The organism is Pseudomonas serbiensis, from assembly GCF_030580745.1.
GTDB lineage: Bacteria > Pseudomonadota > Gammaproteobacteria > Pseudomonadales > Pseudomonadaceae > Aquipseudomonas > Aquipseudomonas serbiensis.
Genome location: NZ_JAUQOO010000001.1, coordinates 183,608 through 201,682, shown reverse-complemented (window position 1 = coordinate 201,682; position 18,075 = coordinate 183,608). Strand labels below are relative to the sequence as shown.

General features: G+C 57.3%; 17 protein-coding genes and 1 pseudogene. 5 read left to right on the top strand and 13 right to left on the bottom strand.

Annotated elements, in window-relative coordinates:
* The first annotated feature begins 379 nt into the window (after positions 1–379).
* Positions 380–1,213 (top strand): HDOD domain-containing protein, encoded by an 834-nt coding sequence (locus Q6A51_RS00935; protein ID WP_201003060.1) that lies wholly within the window; start codon positions 380–382, stop codon positions 1,211–1,213.
* A gap of 66 nt (positions 1,214–1,279) precedes the next feature.
* Here the strand turns inward: Q6A51_RS00935 and Q6A51_RS00930 are convergent, their stop codons facing one another.
* Positions 1,280–2,284 carry an alpha/beta fold hydrolase gene (locus tag Q6A51_RS00930; RefSeq protein WP_201017695.1) on the bottom strand — a complete coding sequence of 335 codons (1,005 nt, stop codon included), beginning with the start codon at positions 2,282–2,284 and terminating at the stop codon, positions 1,280–1,282.
* A gap of 167 nt (positions 2,285–2,451) precedes the next feature.
* Here Q6A51_RS00930 and Q6A51_RS00925 point away from each other — a divergent pair, with 167 nt between their 5' ends.
* On the top strand, positions 2,452–3,399 hold the full coding sequence (locus Q6A51_RS00925) for a LysR family transcriptional regulator (protein WP_304573900.1): 948 nt from the start codon (positions 2,452–2,454) through the stop codon (positions 3,397–3,399).
* Here the strand turns inward: Q6A51_RS00925 and pstB are convergent.
* The 4 genes from pstB to pstS all read right to left on the bottom strand — a co-directional run bounded on the left by pstB (position 3,380) and on the right by pstS (position 7,139).
* Positions 3,380–4,159: a phosphate ABC transporter ATP-binding protein PstB gene (pstB, locus tag Q6A51_RS00920; protein ID WP_025259634.1), complete on the bottom strand. Its 780-nt coding sequence runs from the start codon at positions 4,157–4,159 to the stop codon at positions 3,380–3,382. The two genes, Q6A51_RS00925 and pstB, sit on opposite strands and share 20 nt — an antisense overlap.
* A complete protein-coding gene (gene pstA / locus Q6A51_RS00915; protein WP_201017696.1) occupies positions 4,159–5,043 on the bottom strand; it encodes a phosphate ABC transporter permease PstA in 885 nt (294 codons plus the stop codon). Before pstA ends, pstB begins: the two co-directional genes overlap by 1 nt.
* Positions 5,040–6,035, bottom strand: a complete 996-nt coding sequence (gene pstC / locus Q6A51_RS00910) for a phosphate ABC transporter permease subunit PstC (protein ID WP_304573899.1) — start codon at positions 6,033–6,035, stop codon at positions 5,040–5,042. Before pstC ends, pstA begins: the two co-directional genes overlap by 4 nt.
* Positions 6,036–6,119: 84 nt before the next feature.
* Complete coding sequence (gene pstS, locus Q6A51_RS00905) at positions 6,120–7,139, bottom strand: phosphate ABC transporter substrate-binding protein PstS (protein WP_304573898.1); 1,020 nt, start codon at positions 7,137–7,139, stop codon at positions 6,120–6,122.
* 415 nt (positions 7,140–7,554) lie between these two features.
* On the opposite strand from pstS, the gene Q6A51_RS00900 reads away from it, so the two are divergent.
* A complete protein-coding gene (locus Q6A51_RS00900; protein WP_304573897.1) occupies positions 7,555–7,848 on the top strand; it encodes a hypothetical protein in 294 nt (97 codons plus the stop codon).
* Between the two features lie 2 nt (positions 7,849–7,850).
* Here Q6A51_RS00900 and Q6A51_RS00895 read toward each other — a convergent pair whose 3' ends face one another.
* Entirely contained in the window at positions 7,851–9,503 is a 1,653-nt protein-coding gene (locus tag Q6A51_RS00895) for a VRR-NUC domain-containing protein (RefSeq protein ID WP_304574096.1), read from the bottom strand.
* 160 nt (positions 9,504–9,663) lie between these two features.
* Between Q6A51_RS00895 and Q6A51_RS00890 the strand changes: the two genes are divergently transcribed.
* A complete protein-coding gene (locus tag Q6A51_RS00890; RefSeq protein WP_201017700.1) occupies positions 9,664–10,158 on the top strand; it encodes a nucleoside 2-deoxyribosyltransferase in 495 nt (164 codons plus the stop codon).
* Between the two features lie 157 nt (positions 10,159–10,315).
* Here Q6A51_RS00890 and Q6A51_RS00885 read toward each other — a convergent pair whose 3' ends face one another.
* Both Q6A51_RS00885 and Q6A51_RS00880 read right to left on the bottom strand, forming a co-directional pair.
* Complete coding sequence (locus tag Q6A51_RS00885; RefSeq protein WP_201017701.1) at positions 10,316–10,534, bottom strand: hypothetical protein; 219 nt, start codon at positions 10,532–10,534, stop codon at positions 10,316–10,318.
* A 96-nt stretch (positions 10,535–10,630) separates the two neighbouring features.
* On the bottom strand, positions 10,631–11,533 hold the full coding sequence (locus tag Q6A51_RS00880) for a LysR family transcriptional regulator (RefSeq protein WP_304573896.1): 903 nt from the start codon (positions 11,531–11,533) through the stop codon (positions 10,631–10,633).
* A gap of 121 nt (positions 11,534–11,654) precedes the next feature.
* On the opposite strand from Q6A51_RS00880, the gene Q6A51_RS00875 reads away from it, so the two are divergent.
* The gene (locus Q6A51_RS00875; RefSeq protein ID WP_304574095.1) at positions 11,655–12,743 is read left to right on the top strand and encodes an AbrB family transcriptional regulator; all 1,089 of its coding nucleotides are present in this window, start codon (positions 11,655–11,657) and stop codon (positions 12,741–12,743) included.
* Between the two features lie 6 nt (positions 12,744–12,749).
* On the opposite strand, the gene Q6A51_RS00870 is transcribed toward Q6A51_RS00875, so the two are convergent.
* The 5 genes and pseudogenes from Q6A51_RS00870 to Q6A51_RS00855 form a co-directional block, all read right to left on the bottom strand.
* The gene (locus Q6A51_RS00870) at positions 12,750–13,994 is read right to left on the bottom strand and encodes a D-mannose isomerase (RefSeq protein WP_304573895.1); all 1,245 of its coding nucleotides are present in this window, start codon (positions 13,992–13,994) and stop codon (positions 12,750–12,752) included.
* A gap of 110 nt (positions 13,995–14,104) precedes the next feature.
* Positions 14,105–14,944 carry a methyl-accepting chemotaxis protein gene (locus Q6A51_RS27375; RefSeq protein WP_405046113.1) on the bottom strand — a complete coding sequence of 280 codons (840 nt, stop codon included), beginning with the start codon at positions 14,942–14,944 and terminating at the stop codon, positions 14,105–14,107.
* A gap of 18 nt (positions 14,945–14,962) precedes the next feature.
* Positions 14,963–15,730 (bottom strand): annotated as a pseudogene (locus tag Q6A51_RS27370) (MCP four helix bundle domain-containing protein); the annotation flags it as partial.
* Between the two features lie 193 nt (positions 15,731–15,923).
* Positions 15,924–16,793, bottom strand: a complete 870-nt coding sequence (locus Q6A51_RS00860; protein ID WP_304573893.1) for a sugar phosphate isomerase/epimerase family protein — start codon at positions 16,791–16,793, stop codon at positions 15,924–15,926.
* Positions 16,794–16,823: 30 nt separating this feature from the next.
* Positions 16,824–18,059: an MFS transporter gene (locus tag Q6A51_RS00855; protein ID WP_201017706.1), complete on the bottom strand. Its 1,236-nt coding sequence runs from the start codon at positions 18,057–18,059 to the stop codon at positions 16,824–16,826.
* Positions 18,060–18,075: the final 16 nt, after the last annotated feature.

Genomic DNA, 18,075 nt, shown 5'->3' with positions numbered 1-18,075 from the left:
CGGCTCGCCCCGAAAACAGAGCAATTTAATATCATACACACAAGCATTTTTCATGACAATTTGGGCGCTTTATTTAAATAAACCTGGCTGACAATATTTCGTATTTAAAAGCGTGTTGTATGACGTCAATAAAGTGTCGAACAATCCTGACTTCATGATCAGGCTTTCAGGTACACATATTTTTTAAACGGATATCCATTACTTGAGGCATAAACGCCCCATAAACTTTGCAATACTTTTTGCAAGGCCTGCCATCGCGTCGACAATACATCGGATGATTTGCTTCGGATGCCAGAGCTGAGATGCACCTCTCACAATGCGCCGGGAAACGTGCAGAGGGGAAAAAACTGACTATCGTTGAATCATCCGACGTACGAGGATGCCATCGATGACTCTTGAAAAACTGTTTGACGATTTGCACAGCCTGCCCAGCATTCCCAAAGTGGCCCAGGACCTGATGCTGCAGTTCGATAACCCCTCCTCCAACCTGGAAAGCATCGCCCGCAATATCGAAAAGGACCCGGTGATTGCCGCAAAGGTACTTCGTCTGGCCAACTCTGCACGGTTTCGCGGCTCCCGGGAGTCATCCAGTATCGAAGACGCGGCCATGCGTCTGGGCTTCAATACCCTGCGCACGCTGGTGATGGCCTCGGCAGTGACGGGAGCTTTCAAGGCCGGTCCGAGTTTTGACCTCAAGGCTTTCTGGCTCAAGAGCTTTCAGGTGGCGGGGATCTGCCGGATGCTGGCCAAGCAGACCGGTGCAGATCCTGAAATCGCCTTCACCTGCGGGGTCATGCATAACATTGGCGAACTGCTGATCCAGACTGGAGCGCCACAAGTGGCCGAGCGCATCAATAATGCCGCTCGCACAGGAGCACCGGGGCGTGCAGCCATCGAAACGCTGCAACTGGGTTTCGGTTATCCGGAAGTGGGCGCAGAGCTTGCCAACCGCTGGCATTTGCCCCACGTCATCAAACAGGCGATTGCCTATCAGGCCAACCCGGTCCAGGCACCGGACAACGCCCCGTTACCACGCATCGTGGCTCAGGCCATCGTGATTTCCGACGCACTGGAAACCGGTGGCGGCGCCACGCCTGAAGCCCAGAAGGCAGCAAGCGGCCCGCTGATGGAAGGCATCGACCTGGACGCCCTCTTCAACGGCCTGCCTCCTGTGCTGGAAGCAGACAAGGCGTTTTCACAATTGCTGTCTTGATTCCCATTATTCGCGAATAAATTCGCTCCTGCCTGGTTTGCGTAGGAGCGAATTCATTCGCGAAGACTATTTCAGGAGCAAACCTGAAACCAGTGCCTTGTTGAACATGACCGGATCTTCCATCTGCGGTGCATGCCCCAGGCCTTTGAACTCCACAAGTGTGGCGCCCGGAATCATCTCGGTAACCTGCTTGCCCAATACCTTGTAATTGCCGATCCGGGCCTTGACCTCCGGTGGCGCGATATCGCTGCCAATGGCGGTGGTGTCTGCATCGCCGATCATCAGCACGGTCGGCACCTTGAGTTTAGGGAATTCGTAGAACACTGGCTGAGTGAAAATCATGTCGTAGATCAGCGCCGAGTTCCAGGCAACCGCTTTCTGGCCCGGCCCCTTGTTCAGACCGGCCAGCATATCGACCCACTTGTCGTACTCAGGCTTCCAGCGCCCGTCGTAATACGTCTTCTGTTCGTAATTGCGAATCCCTTCGGCAGTCACCTTCAACTCACGCTCATACCATTGATCGATACTGCGATAGGGCACGCCCAGAGCTTTCCAGTCTTCCAGGCCAATCGGGTTGACCATCACCAGTTTTTCGGTCTGTTGCGGATACATCAGCGCAAAACGTGTAGCCAGCATGCCGCCAGTGGAATGGCCTATCACCGAAACCTTGTCGATCTTCAGGCTGGTCAGCAAGGCCTGGGTATTGGTTGCCAATTGCTGAAAACTGTATTGGTAGTAGCCAGGCTTGGTGGACGTGCAGAAGCCGATCTGATCAGGCACCACGACGCGATAACCTGCGGCGCTCAATGCCTTGATGCTGTCTTCCCAGGTGGCGGCGCAGAAGTTCTTGCCATGCATCAACACCGCCGTGCGGCCGTTGGCCTTGCCAGTGGGCGCGACATCCATATAGCCCATTTCCAGTGCTTGCCCTTGGGACTGGAAGTTGAATTTATGCAGGGTATGGGGATAGGTGAACCCTTCGAGTTGCTGGCCATAGCTGGGTGTTTCGGCAAACACGGCACCCGGCAACGCAAGTGTCATGAGAAAACCTGCGATCTTTACAGCGCGCATAAAGAACCTCCTGTAGGAAATGGAGCGTGAACATGCGGGAAGGCAGCATGCTGGCCTACAGATTTGCTCCTGTCACGCGGACAGACATTTCATAGTGTTAATGCCGAGTCATATAGACTGTCGCCATCCTTTATAAGTACAACCTGGCCTGGTGCAAAGGAATAACCATGAATCGCAATGAGCTGCGCAAGGCAGACATCAACCTGATGGTGGTTTTCGAGACATTGATGCAAGAGCGCAATGTGACCCGCGCTGCCGAAAAACTGTTTCTTGGTCAGCCGACCATCAGTGCAGCCCTCAACCGGTTGCGCAACCTGCTCAACGACCCGCTGTTCATCCGGGTCGGCCATCGCATGGAACCCACCGCTCGCGCCCATGAAATTCTCAGACACCTGACCCCGGCACTGGATGCCATGTCTGCGGCGCTGAGCCTGGCCAGTGAATTCAACCCAGCGGCCAGCACCATGACCTTCCGCATCGGCATGTCGGATGATGTGGAGTTTGGTCTGTTGCCAGCCTTGCTACAGGCAATCCGCAAGGAAGCACCTGGCGTGGTGCTGGTCGTCAAGCACGTCGACTACCTGAATATCTCGGAAGTGCTGATGTCCGGCGAGATTACCGTGGGCATCTGCCTGACCCGCGACCTGCCAGCCAATGCCAAGCGCAAGCCGTTGCGCAATGTGCAGCCTCGCGTGGTAAGGGCCGACAAGTCATCAACGCCCATGACGCTGGATGAATACTGCTCACGCCCGCATGTAGTGGTGTCGCATGCGGCGAACGTCAGCAGCTTTGCCGATGAATGGCTGACGGCTCTGGGTCGCAAACGCAAGGTGGTGCTGTCCGTGCCGCGCTTCACTACCCTGCCCGCGCTGATGGCCGGAACCGACCTGATTGCCGGTCTCTCCGACTTCACGGCCAGTGCCATGAGTGCGCTGGGGTTATTGTACGATGAACCCTTGCCGTTCAGTACACCGGGGCTGGATCTGTCGATGACATGGCTGAGCGTGATGGACAACGATCCGGCAGAACGCTGGTTGCGCAGCCGGATCGAGGAATTCATGGGCGAGCACCGGACGGCGCCCACCCTGGCGGGAATCAGCCAAAGCGACCCGTGATGTAGTCTTCGGTCTGGGTCTTGGAAGGCTTGGTGAAGATGGTGTCGGTATCGCCGTGTTCGATCAGCTCCCCCATGAACATGAACGCGGTGTAGTCCGAGCAACGGGCCGCTTGCTGCATGTTGTGAGTCACGATGATCACGGTGAACTGCTCTTTCAGCTCGGTGATCAACTGCTCGATACGCCCGGTGGAGATCGGGTCCAGTGCCGAGGTCGGCTCATCGAGCAGCAGGACCTGAGGACGCAGTGCGATGGTACGCGCGATACACAGACGCTGTTGCTGACCGCCGGACAGGCTGGTCGCGCTGTTCTTGAGCTTGTCCTTCACTTCATCCCACAACGCGGCGCCACGCAGGGCCTGCTCGACGCGATCTTCCATTTCACGACGCGACAGCTTTTCGTGGTGGCGAATAGCGTAGGCAATGTTCTCGAAGATCGACATCGGGAACGGCACCGGCTTCTGGAACACCATCCCCACCTGACTGCGCAGACGGTTCATCGAATAGCCCGGCGCCAGGATATTTTCGCCATTGAGCAGCACTTCGCCGCGCGCTTCCTGTTTCGGGTACATCGAGTAGATACGGTTGAACACGCGCAGCAGGGTGGACTTACCGCAGCCGGACGGGCCGATGATCGACGTGATGCGCTTTTCAGGAATCATCATGTCGATGGATTTCAGTGACTTCTGGTCGTTGTAGAAAAACTCCAGACCGCGCACTTGAATCTTGGTTTTTTCGTTGGCAAGGGAAAGGTTGTTCATCAGGACGCCCTATTGCGCAGAAGAATTAAGCGAGAAAGCAGACTCAGTATCAGAACGAAGAGCGTCATGACCAATGCACCGGCCCATGCCAGGGAGTGCCAGTCTTCAAACGGGCTCATGGCGTACTGGAAGACCACCACCGGAACGCTGGCAATTGGCTTGAGCAGATCGCTGCTCCAGAACTGGTTGCCGAAAGCAGTGAACAGCAGCGGCGCGGTTTCGCCCGTGATACGAGCCAGCGCCAGCAGAACGCCCGTTACCACGCCCGCCTTGGCGGCACGCAGGACGATTTGCAGGGTCAGCTTCCATTGCGGCACACCCAGGGCCAGCGCAGCTTCACGCATGGTCGAAGGTTGCAGTTGCATCATTTCATCGGTGGTACGCACCACAACCGGAATGACCAGCAGGGCCAGGGCCAGGGCACCGGCAATCGCCGAGAAACCTACCTGCTGACCCGTGAGCTGATTGAGCGGCAGCACGACCACGGTGTACACGAACAGGCCCAGCACAATCGACGGAGCCGACAGCAGAATGTCGTTGATGAAGCGTACGGCGTTACCCAGCTTCGAGTAGCGGGCGAACTCGGCCAGCCAGATACCGGCCATCAGGCCGATAGGCGTACCGATCAACAGACCGATGCCGGACATCAGCAAGCTGCCGTAGAAGGCGTTGGCCAGACCGCCTTCGACACCCGGCGGCGGGGTCATGCCGGAGAACAGTTGCAGGTTCAGGGCATCGATGCCCTTGATGATGGTGGTCAGCAGAATCCACACCAGCCACAGCAGACCAAATGCAGTGGCGCCACAACTGAGCACCATTGCGATCTTGTTCTTGATATCGCGAACCCTGTACAGGCTCTCGTTACCGGTTACGGCCTTACTCATAACCCCTCCTTACGCGAAAGACGCGACAACATCAGACGTGCAAGGGCAAGCACGATGAAAGTAACCACAAACAGCAGGAAGCCCAGAGCAATGAGCGCCGAACGGTGAAGGTCGGTGTAGGCTTCGTTGAACTCGTTGGCGATTACCGAAGCGATGGAGCTGCTTGGCATCATCAGGGACGCGGAGAACTGGTGGGCGTTACCCAGAACGAAGGTCACCGCCATGGTTTCACCCAATGCACGGCCAAGCCCCAGGAATACACCGCCAACCACCGCCGAACGGGTGTAAGGCAGAACGATGTCCCAGACCACTTCCCAGGTCGTGCCGCCCAGCGCATAGGCAGACTCTTTGAGGGTCGTCGGAACGGTGCGGAAAACTTCCTGCATCACCGAGGTAATGAACGGCGTGATCATGATCGCCAGCACGATACCGGCAGTCAGCATGCCGATACCCAGTGGCGGCCCCTGGAACAGGGTGCCGATAAATGGCAGGCCGCCCAGGTTTTCGTTGATCCACGGCGACAGGTGTTCAGCCATGAACGGGCCGAACACGAACAGCCCCCACATGCCATAAATGATCGAAGGGATGCCGGCCAACAACTCGATGGCCGAAGCAATCGGCATCCGCAACCAGGGCGGCGCGACTTCCGTCAGGAAGATAGCGATGCCGAAACTCACCGGAACGGCGATCAGCAAAGCCAGGAAAGAAGTAACCAACGTACCGTAGATCGGAACCAGGGCACCAAACTTGCCGTTGTTCACGTCCCACTCGGCACTGGTCAGAAAACCAAAACCAAAGGTCTCGAATGCCAGAGCACCGCCCCACAAGGTCGACAGGGCAATACAGCCCAGCAGCGCAAGCACCAGCATGCCCGCGCCTTGCAGCGAACGTCTGAACCATGCGTCATGTCGATGATCCCGCTTGGCGCGTCTCTCTCCTTCGGAGTCGATATCAGAGACGTTAGCGGACAGGTATTGGGTGTTTTCAGTCATGTTGAGTCCACTCGCAAGAAAAAGCCCCTGTCATCGAACCGATATCGCGGCCAATGACAGGGGTGAGCTACAGGCTTGAATCACTTACTTGGTGAATTCGGTTTTCCAGTAGCCTTCTACACGCTCAACCAACGATTTCGGCAGAGCGACGTAATCCAGTGCTTCTGCTTGTTTCTGGCCATTTTCCAGAGACCACTTGAAGAAGTCGAAAGTGGCTGCACTTTTCTCTTCGTTCTTGGCCTTCTTGTACATGATGATCCAGGTGGTTGCGGTGATCGGCCATGCTTCGTCGCCCGGAGCGTTGGTCATGATCAGACCGAAGTCCTTGGCGCTTGACCAGTCTGCGGTGTCAGCAGCAGCGGCGAAGGTCTTGGAAGTCGGAGTTACAAACTTGCCAGCAGCGTTTTTCAGCTGGGTGTAGGCCAGTTTGTTGGTAGCCGCGTAGGAATACTCTACGTAGCCGATAGAACCCTTGATCTGCTTGACGTAGGCAGAAACACCTTCGTTACCCTTGCCACCCACACCCACCGGCCACTTGACGGTGGAACCGAACTGCAGCTTCTCGTTCCACTCCGGGCTGACTTTGCTCAGGTAGTTGGTGAAGTTGTAGGAAGTGCCCGAGCCGTCGGAACGGTGAACAACAGTGATGTTGGTTTTAGGCAGGGTCACGCCTGGGTTCAGAGCCTTGATAGCCTCGTCGTCCCAGGTCTTTACAGCACCCATGAAGATCTTGGCCAGCGTCTCGCCGTCCAGTTTCAGCTCGCCGCTTTCAACACCTTCAACGTTGACGATTGGCACGATGCCACCGATCACGCTAGGGAACTGACCCAGGCCAGCGGCCTCCAGGTCTGCTGCCGACATAGGGGCATCGGATGCGCCGAAGTCAACGGTTGCTGCCTTGATCTGGGCGATACCGCCACCCGAACCGATCGACTGATAGTTGATGCGGTTTGGAGAATCCTTGCTGTAGTCCTGGGACCACTTTGAAATAACCGGGAAGACGAAACTCGAACCAGCGCCAGTGACATCAGTCGCATGTGCAGCACCACTCAGGCACAACGAAGCGATCAGAAGCGACAAGCGTTTTTTAGTCAGCAGTATCACGGTAATACCTCAGTCCAGGAGAAAATGTGGTGGTCCACTTAAGGAGGCCCGAGGCGGATTTAAAACCTGAAATGTTGCTGTTTAATGACAATCAGTCGACTCGTGTCAGAAATGAGCGTTTTTTGTAGTCGATCTCCTACGCCCACCCACAATAAAAAACCGGCAAAGCCCCGTATTTACAGGGGTATCCTCCTGAATCCCGAAAAGTATCAATCTGCCATCTCATCAGGATGGCGCAGAGCCATCTCTGTTTTTTAATTGTAAGAAAGCACGTCTTTTTAGAACCAATGTCAGGCAGGAGATGGTTTTTTATAGCGACAAGGTCTTGATCCGCCCATCGGTCGGAAGCGTCGCACCTATCTTTTCCCAGGCCAGACCAATGACAGGTAACGACCCAACATTGGAGACTCACATCATGATCGGCAACCGAATAGCGGCTTTGGGCCTTGCGGCCTTACTGGCAGGGATGAGCGCAGGTGCATGGGCAGGATCGACCGGCCCTACCCATCCAGAAGGCAATGACCCGGACAGCCCGGCCATGGAGCTGAAAAGCGATCAGGAAGACAACACCGACGGCAGCAGCCCCGAAGCAGACGGCAGGGTCCCTGACCCGGAGCAAACCAACGGGATGGGCAGCGACAGCACTCAGGGCTCGAACGGCGATAACGACAGCAGTACCGCCAATGATAAAAAACCCTCGGATCACTGAGATCAGTCCAGTTGATCGGGTGCCCACTGCACGTAACAGACTTCTACAGGCATGCCATGCTCGGCACAGAAATCCAGCCAGCGCAGTTGGTTGTCCTGTAGCCGGTCGCCAGGCCCCTTGACCTCGATCATGCGATAACGACGCTGTTCGGGGAAAAACTGAATCAGGTCCGGCATACCGGTGCGATTGGCCTTGATGTCTTGCAGCAGTCGACGAAACCAGTGGCCAAGATGCTCGGCAGGCAGACAATGCAGCGCCTGTTCCAGCAGTTCAGGGGTCAGAACGTTCCAGAACACGAAAGGCGATTGCAGGCCGGATTTGCTCTGGAAGTGCTCACGAATCGTCGCCTGATAGGCACCTGTTTCCAGTTGGGCCAGACACTCGTCAAACAGTGCGGCACGACGCTGGTAGAAATCCGGGCTGAGCAGATCACTGGGAGCACTGTGAAACGGATGGAAAAACGCCCCAGGCAACGGCTCGAATATCGCAGGCCAGCACAACAGGCCGAACAATGAGTTGATCAGCGCATTCTCGACGTAATGCACCTCGCTGCCCTCTTCTGCCAGATGCTCGCGGATCAGGAACTCGACACTCAGACCCGGCACCGGCACCACGCTCAGATCCAGACGTGACACGCTGCGAGCGGCTGCACGCTTCTCGACCGCCAGCCCCAGCTTGCGCTGCAAACGCGGCAGAATGCGTTGCAGATGCTGAAGCTCGGCATCGTTCTGCGGAACGGCCCTTGCCTGTTCAAGCAATTCCATGGCCCGGGCGTATTCGGCACTCAGTTCCAGGACCCGAATCTGTCGCGAACGCGCACCGGGGTAATCGCACTGGCGATAGACTTCCAGTGCCAGCGGCCACTCCTGTAAACGCTCGGCCTGCTGCCCGATATGGAACAACAGCCTGGCGCAGCGTCTTTGCAGCCACGGGTTGCGTGTCTCGATGGCTATCGCCTGTTCAGCCAGCAACGCCAGCTCCACGCCCTGCCCCAGCGCTTCCCGACAGGCATGCAACTGGAGGCAGACGTCTATGTCCACCCGTTCGCTGATGGCTCGTGAGTCCGGCGAAAACTCGACCTTTTCGTAGCGATAGATTCCCAGATCCGCCAGCACGAACTCCGACCATTCCTGATACAGGTTGCCGAAGTACAGCAGGCGCAAGCGATCACACAGCGGCATCACCGTCAGCCCGAATACCTGATCGTCCAGATCCGGGTGCCATTGATCCAGAGGCTGGGCGACGTCATACACAGCCTGCAGGCGCGCAAACCACTCTGCCTTGCGCTCCGGGCCTTTGACCGCATGGGCCTTGAAACACTGGCTCAGCTCGTCCTTGCGCAGCAGTTGAAACAACGCTTCCAGGTCCAGGGCCGGACGTGAGTCGACCCAACCCAGCGCCAGCAGTGGCAACGCGGCTTCGCGGGTGTCGCCAATCTCGTCATAGTTCAGTTTGCTGGCCCGGAACAGCGTCCCCTTGCGCATGACCATGCGCACCAGCAAACCCTGAGCGGGAGTCGGCAGCCCGGAAAAATCGCTGATGAACCGGCGCTCCTGCTCATCGAGCAAATCGTCGTAACGCTGAACGATCCAGCCAAGTACCTGACGAAAGTTTTCCAGGTAATAAAACGGATTGTCGAGAGGTGAAGTGCTCAAGGATACGGTCACATACGGCAGGGACAGGCGGCCAAGGATACTGGTTATCCGTACAGATTCCAGCCATGAATCCACCGGTTTTCCCCTTGGCCGATAAATGGTGCATTTCGGGAAAAGGCCTGCGGGCCGTAAGATCGACTTTTTTGACAAAGGAGCAGATATGCAAGCGCCGCTGGTTTACCTCGCAGGTTTCGATGTGTTCCGCCAGGACGCCATCGAACATGGCCGCTATCTGAAAGCCTTGTGTGCCAGCCACGGCCTTGAGGGCCTGTACCCGTTCGACAATGAAGTGCCGTCCGGCCTCTCCCCTCACGACACCGCGCAACTGATCTGCACAATGAACATCGCAATGATCCAGCGCTGCACGGCGGTACTCGCCAACCTCAATGTCTTTCGCGGCCTGGAACCCGACTCCGGCACCGCTTTCGAGGTCGGCATGGCGGTGGCGCTGAACAAGCCGGTCTGGGGATATTTCGAGCCTGTGGCATCCTTGCTCGAACTGGTGCCTCACGATGAAAACGGCTTCGACAGCCAGGGTTTTATCGTGGAAGACTTCAACCTGCCCCGCAACCTGATGCTCGCCTGCACCTGGGCGGGAAACAGCCCGAGTGCGGAGTCAGGCGTCGAAGCATTGGCCCGGTATCTGGCACAGTAGGCGTAATGCCGATCAGTCAAGGTAGGCATGTCACTTGTGGGAGGGGCCTTGGCCGCGACGGCCTGCTGACAGGCAACACATTTTCAGTATCTTCACACATGCTGTCGCGGCCACGGCCCCTCTCACGGATTGCGAATCAGAGTAGGTAAAATCAGGCTCACCCCAATGTCGCTGATCCGATATCGCCCGTGATCGTCGGGTCAAGCTTGTCGGCATCGACAAAATCATCAAGGCCCAGGATATCCAGGTCCAGATACCCTTCCGGGTCATTGTCTTCATCGGCATCGGCATCGTTCAAAGGCGACTGGTCACCGCCAAAATGCTGTGCCGGACGGGGAAACAGAGAGAGGTCCGGTGAATGTGAAAATGTCTGCATCGCTGTCGGGCTCCTGTTTTATCTCATGAAATCAGACACGTCCTACGCATCTGCATAACCACAGGCTAACGCAGCCGCGGATAAAAGCGCAAAACCTCAGGCCCAGCTCACAAAATCGCCTCCGTTATCACGCAACATCTGCAACATGCTCTGGGCCGCCGGAGACAGATACCCCCCTCTGCGCATCGTCACGCCGATGGTGCGTTTCATCGTGGTCTGTTCCAGGCGCACTTCGCGAAGATGCTGCATGTTCTTGCCAAACTCCAGCGATTCCCGGGCAATAAAACTCAGCAGGTTACTTTGAGCAATCAACCCCGGCAGCAGGGAAATCGAATTCGCCTCGATCTGCACTACAGGCAGCGGCAAACCCTGGGCAGCAAAGATTGCATCCAGCCATTTGCGCGAGGACACGCCTATGGGCGGCAACACCCAGCGATAGGCCGTCAAGTCGCTCATCTGCATGGGCGCCTTGAAAATCGGGTGATGCTCGCTGGCAATGACCACCGCCTCGTCCTTGAGAATCGGGAAACTGGTGACCTGTTCGTCATCAGGAATCAACGAGCAGATAATCATGTCCAGTTGCCCCGAACGCAGGGATTCACTGAGCAGGTCATCCTGTCCGACCACCAGCTTGAAGGTCACGTCCGGTGCCCGTTGCAGCAGGGCCGATGTCAGTTTGGGCATCAGGTATTCGGCCATGGTAGCGGCACACCCCACGCGGATGTTACCGACCATGCCACTGGCGAAATCCCGGACCTCGCGCTGGGTCTGGGCAATGCTCTGCTGCAACTCCTTGCCACGGGCCTGCAACAGTTCGCCGACTGGCGTCAGCTTGATGCGTCGCCCGTCACGCTGGAACAGCCGCGTACCAAAAGACTCCTCAAGGCGCTGGATGCTTTTGGTCAGTGCAGGCTGGCTGCGATTGAGCTTTTCGGCTGCACGACCCAGATGGCCCAGCTCGGCGATGGTGTCGAAATAAGTGAGGTCCCGCAGGTCCATATCTATCAACCAAAGTTATCAATTCATGATTATTAGAAAATAGACTTGATTGATTAGAGTGTCGATACTCTCCCTGTCCGATCAGTTCCTGACCGGCCAGCCAAAGTCTGGGAGAACCTCCTTGCCACGTGCTTCAAGCCTGTCGTTATCCACGCTGTCTCCTCTGGCCCAATGGGCAAGCCTGCTGCTGATTGCAGGCACCTTCGGGCAACTCCTCAAATTCCTGAATGTTCCCGCAGCACTGTTTCTGGGGCCGATGCTGGTAGCCATTGGCTTCGGCGTCTCGGGCGCAACCATTCGCATGAATAAAAAGCTCTTTCAACTGGGCCAGGGCGCGGTGGGTGTGTTGATCGCCCATGCCATGACCATGGGCGTGCTGATCACCGCCATGCAGTCCTGGCATGTGATGTTATTCGCCACGCTCCTGACCGTCATACTCAGCGCAGTAGTCGGGCTGGTGCTGGTGCGCTTTGCCGGCATCCCCAGCAACACGGCCGCCTGGGGAACCTCGCCGGGCGCGGCATCGGCGATGGTGGCCATGTCCGAGGACTATGGCGCCGACTCACGGGTGGTCGCCACCATGCAATATGTGCGCGTCGTGTGTGTCGTGGTGGTCGGGTCACTGGTCAGCCGCTTCATGGGCGCGCCTGACAGCGGCGCCGATCTGCACAGTAGCGAAGTGGTGCTGCAAGGCATGAACATGCTGGACCTTGGGCTGAGCCTCGGGGTCATCGTGATCGGTGTGCTGCTGGGTTCTAGAATGCCGGCCGGCGCCTTGCTGGTGCCGCTGGTGCTCGGCGGTGCCCTGCAATTGAGCGGCCTGCTGCAGATCACCATACCCACCTGGCTGCTGGCCATGGGGTATGGCGCCATTGGTTGCTACATCGGCTTGCGCTTTGACCGAGACACCATCAGCTACGTCTGGCGACGCCTGCCAATGATGATCTTCGCCTCGATGCTGCTGATCGTGCTGTGCGCCCTTTCAGCCTGGTTGATTGCAGCAATGCTGGGCAAGGACTACCTCTCGGTCTACCTGGCCACCAGCCCCGGCGGCCTGGATGCGATGGCGATCATTGCCATCGACACCCACGCCGACGTTGGCTTTGTACTGGCGATGCAGACCCTGCGCCTGTTCGGGGTGATCCTGACCGGCAGTTTCCTGGCCCGCCAGATCATCCGCCTGACCGACAAGCGTCTGCCGGCGCACTGACGCCGGTCAGCCTATGCCCGACAGCGCACTGGCCAGGCTTGGCGCCAGGGGCAATACCGGCAGCAGAGTGGCCTGATAGGCGTGATACAGGTCCGGCTTGCCCGGCCAGATGTCCGCGCTGGGCACATTCTGTTCGTTGAGTTCATGACGCCAGCTACCGTGTTCATGGTCGATGAACAGGGTTTCGTTGAACTCCCAGAAGCGGCGGTACCAATCCTCGTAGTGTTTTTCGCCGGTGCGTTGCAGCAACGCGGCAGCTGCGGCCGCCGCTTCGCAATGAGTCCAGTGCAGACGATGACGCACGACCGGGCGGTTTTCCCAGTCCAGGGTGTAGACAATGCCCGGCGCGCCATCGACATCCCAGCCATGTTGACAGGCATTGGCAAACAACTGGCGGGCATCGCTCAGCAGCCAGTCCGGTGTCGCACGGCCTGCGCGCTTGAGTGCGGCCTCCAGATGCAGGACCAGACGCGCCCACTCGAAGGCATGCCCCGGCGTGGTGCCGAAAGGCCGGAAACCGTCTGCGGGATTGTCGCGGTTGTAGTCGGGCAAAGGCTGCCAGGACTGGCTGAAATGCTCGACGACCGTGAAGCCATTGGTCGCTGCATGCTGGTGGATGATGCGCTCGACGATACTCAGCGCCCGATCGAGCCATTGCACGTCACCGGTGACGTCCGCCAGGGCCAGGAAAGCTTCGGTGCTGTGCATATTGCTGTTGGCGCCACGATAGGCTTCTTCGCTCTGCCAGTCCCGGGCAAAGGACTCGCGCATGGCACCTTCTTCGTCGCTCCAGAAACGGGTCTTGATAACCTGGATCGCATCGGACAGCAGCGCTTGTGCGCCTTCGCGCCCCGCCACCACTGCCGAGCTGGCAGCCAGGGCGACAAAGGCATGCAGGTACGCCTGTTTGTCCGTCTTGCCGCCCTCTTCCAGCGCAGCGCTGAACCAGCCACCGTGCTCGGCATCACGCAAGGGGCCGCTGAGGGCTGCGATGCCATGATCCACCAGCGCAGCGCAGCCGGGAATACCCTGAACGTGGGCCATGGCGAAACTGTGGGTCATGCGGGCGGTGTTCATGGTCTGGGCCGTGGCGCCGACCATGAGCCGACCATAGCCATCAAGGCTGCCGAAGCCGTTTTCCAGCTTCGAGGCCTTGGCGAAGGTCAGCAGGCGAGTACCTTCCTGCGCCAGCCATTGATGATGACGTTGCGAAAGCAGCCAACTGCTGAAGTTGTAGTTGTTATTGTCCATGACGCGATGCCGCCTCCAACGATAAGAAATTTACCGGTGGTCTTTCCGACCGTGGGCAATCATGCGCGCCACGGTCGGTCAGCGGCAAGCGGACCTGTAAAGGTTCTGCTTCAGACCTTGAAGTTGGACACGACCTGATTCAGGTCGGCAGCCAGGCGCGACAGCTCATGGCTGGAGGCGCTGATCTGGTTCGCGCCCTGAGTCGACTGCATGGACAGGTCGCGGATATTGACAATATTGCGGTCCACTTCACGGGCCACCTGGGCCTGTTCTTCAGCAGCGCTGGCGATCACCAGGTTGCGTTCGGAGATCTGATTGATCGACGAAGTGATTTCGCTCAGGGACTCACCCGCACCTTGAGCCAGCGACAGCGTGGAATCTGCACGGTCGCGGCTGGTCATCATCGACTCCAGGGCCTGTGCCGAACCATTACGCATGGCGCTGACCATGGTGTCAATTTCCAGGGTCGACTGCTGGGTACGATGAGCCAGTGCCCGCACCTCATCAGCCACCACCGCGAAACCACGACCGGACTCACCGGCCCGCGCAGCTTCGATGGCCGCGTTGAGCGCCAGCAGGTTGGTCTGCTCGGCGATGGAGCGGATCACATCCAGCACCTTGCCGATGTCTTGAGACTGATCGGCCAGGTTCTGGACCAGTGCCGAAGTGGCCTGCACGTTGGTGGTCAGGGTCTGGATCGACTGAACGGTCTCGATCACCCTCGCCTGGCCGGCCTTGGCCGAGGTACTGGAATGGTTGGAAGCATCGGAGGTGGACACCGCGTTGCGTGCCACTTCTTCGACAGCAGAGGTCATTTCGTTGATGGCCGTAGCCGCCTGATCGATCTCGGCGTTCTGTTGATTCAGGCCGCGATAGCTGTCTTCAGTGACCGAGTTGAGTTCGGTAGCAGCGGATGCCAACTGAGTGGCGGAGCTGCTGATATTGCGCATGGCCAGACGCAGGTTGGCTTGCATCTGCTCCAGCGCACGCAGCAGGCGAGTGACTTCATCGCTGCCATCAACCACGATGTCATGGGTCAGATCACCCTTGGCCACATGTTCGGCGGCAGACACTGCACTCTCCAGCGGCCTGACGATACTGCGGGTCAGCAACAGAGCCAGACCAATAGTGCCCAGAGCGGCAAGGATCACGAACGCAATCACGATATTGCGTGACTGGTCATATTGAATCTCGGCGGCCTTGCCTTCGGCATCGACCTTCTGGTTGTAGAACTCCCCCATGTCGCTCAGTTGTTTGCCCGAGCCATCGACAATGGTTTTCATATCGACCAGCAGCAGCTTGTTCAAGCCGGCGCTGTCATTCTGGCCAGCGAGCACAAATGAGCGCTCCAGAGCTTTCTGATATTCAGCCAGGCTGACGCGGAACTGGTCGGCGAGGGTCTTTTCTTCCGGGGTATCGACAAACTTGTCGAGGATATCGAGCTTCTTGGCCAGATCCTGATTACGCACGTCCATCTGACTGCGATAGGTAGGAATATTCTTCGGGTCCGGGTCCAGAGCCATACGCAGGGAAATCGTACGAATACGCAGCATGGTTTCACGAATGTCGTTGACTACGCGCATGCTAGGCAGCCAATTGGTCTCAACCGCGATCTCGCTTTGGCGAATCGCAGACATCTGCACCAGCGCGAACCAACCCAACAACGCAACCAGCAGGGAAATCAGGGTAAAACCCAGGCCCGCACGGCGAGCGATAGTCAATTTGCGTAAGTTCATGGCGAGGACTCTTATATTTTGAAAGGCAGTTTTGCAGCAGCGTTGTCAGACAACCACCTAACATATCGACGTGCCATGACGCTTCTTGAGAGCCGGGCGACATCATTTTTCAAACAGCCACAACACTCTTTACGTCAATGACATTGTTGCGACGGAGCCTGTCGCCCACAGACTCCGCCCCGGTTTTATACCTTCACTTGCTGGAAGCCCGCTCAGCAGCCAACTCGGCAAGCAGGTTTTGTCTTGCGGTCGTGATGATCGCTGCCGGGTCCTTTGGCAGATCATGTTCGACGATATAGAGAGGTCTATCGGTGCGCTCATAAGCGGGAATGATTTCTTTCCAGCTCAATAACCCTTCTCCCAAGGGTGCGAAATTCATTTCGTCGTCACGCACCCCGATGCCGGAGTTGTCCTTGGCATGGATGGCAAACAGTCGGCCGGCATATTGTCTGATAAAACGCGCCGGATCGTGGCCGCCGCGATAAATCCAGGCCACATCGACTTCAAGCAAAAGGTTCTCGGGCCTTGTAGAACTGACCAGCCACTCAAAGGCGGTTTTGCCCTGGTACTTTTTCATTTCAAAGTCGTGGTTATGGTATGCCAGCTTCATGCCGTACTCGCGCAGCCTGGCACCCAGACGATCCAGCTCCCCACCCAGCTTGCGCCAGCCAGCAGCATCGGTTGGCCGGTCGGCCGGATCAAGCCAGGGCAGTACCAGAACCTTATTGCCAATGGTCTGGTTGAAGGCAATGGTAGCGGGAAGATTGTTGCGCAAGGTCGCCAGCTGTTCGTGGGAAGAAACGACATTCAACTGATACTTGTCCAGCAGGAACTTGAGCTCATTGGCAGTAACGCCCTGATTGCCCACGACCTCGACCGAGCGAAACCCTGCACTTTTTGCCATCGCCAATTGCTGCTCAAGCGTACCGGCATTGCGCAGCGTATACATTTGCAGGGCAATCGGGCTGGTTGCACTTGAAGGCGGCGCAGCCATCGCTGCGTTTCCTCCAGATACGACCCCGATAAATAGTGCAGACAGTGCGGCAGACTTCATGAAACCCATGGCAACTTCCTTTATTGGTTATTGGTATATTCACGACTTGGAAAGCGCAATACCGGCAGGTCGCGAATCGCGGAACGCCAGCAGAAAGACCAGCACGACACCGAGTGAAAAGGTCGCAGGGAATAACCAGATGCTGCGCCATAGATGCCCCTCGGGGCCTGCGTAATAATCGGAGACATGCCCGGCAACCCAGAAGCCGATCAGCATTCCCACGCCGTAGGTGGCCAGGGTAATAAGCCCTTGGGCAGAACTTCTGAAGCGTTCCGAGGCTTTGGCGTCGGTATAGATCTGGCCCGAGACAAAGAAGAAGTCATAACAGATGCCATGCAAGGCGATGCCCGCGAAGAGCATGAAAGCCAGGTCGCCATTATTGCCGTAAGCGAAGAGCAGATAACGCAACGCCCAGGCCAGCATCCCCACCAACAAGGCAATCTTGATACCGAAGCGGTGAATGAAGAGCGGCAATAGCAGCATGAACACCACTTCGGAAACCTGACCCACAGCCATTTTCGCCGTGGGGTTGGCCACACCGATTTCCGCCAGAAACGTATTGGCGTTCTGGTAATAAAAAGCCAGCGGAATGCAGATCAGGATCGAAGCGATAAAGAACACCAGATAACTGCGGTCCTTCAACAGACCCAAGGCATCAAGCCCGAGCAACTGCCTGAAACCGTCACGGCGCGAGTCGGACTTCTGCGAGGGCGTACCTGGCAAGGTAAAGCTGTAGAGCCCCAGTACAAGAGACGCAATGGATGACATCAGGAAGGTGCTACGCAGAGCACCGGACGAAATGGCGGCCTGGGAGTCCCAGGCAAATACAAAGCTGATCACAACGCCAGCCACGATCCAGCCGATGGTTCCCCAGACGCGGATACGGGCAAATTCCAGTGCCGGGTCTTTCATCTGCCGGAACGCCACCGAGTTCACCAGGGCCAGGGTCGGCATGTAAATGATCATGTAGCCCAGCAGGTACGGATAGAACTGGCTGAAGTCAGGCGCACGATACAGTTGATACAACAACACCGCGCCCAGCAGGTGCAGCACGGCAAGGATACGTTCTGCGTTGAAATAGCGGTCGGCGATCAGGCCGATGACAAAGGGCGCGATAATCGCGCCCCATGATTGTGTAGAAAATGCCATCCCGACCTGGCTGCCGCTGGCATCCAGGCTGGTGGAGAGAAAAGTACCCAGAGTGACGAACCATCCTCCCCAGATAAAGAACTGCAGGAACATCATTGTGCTAAGACGCACAGTCATATTGGTCATAACAGTCACCGTTTTA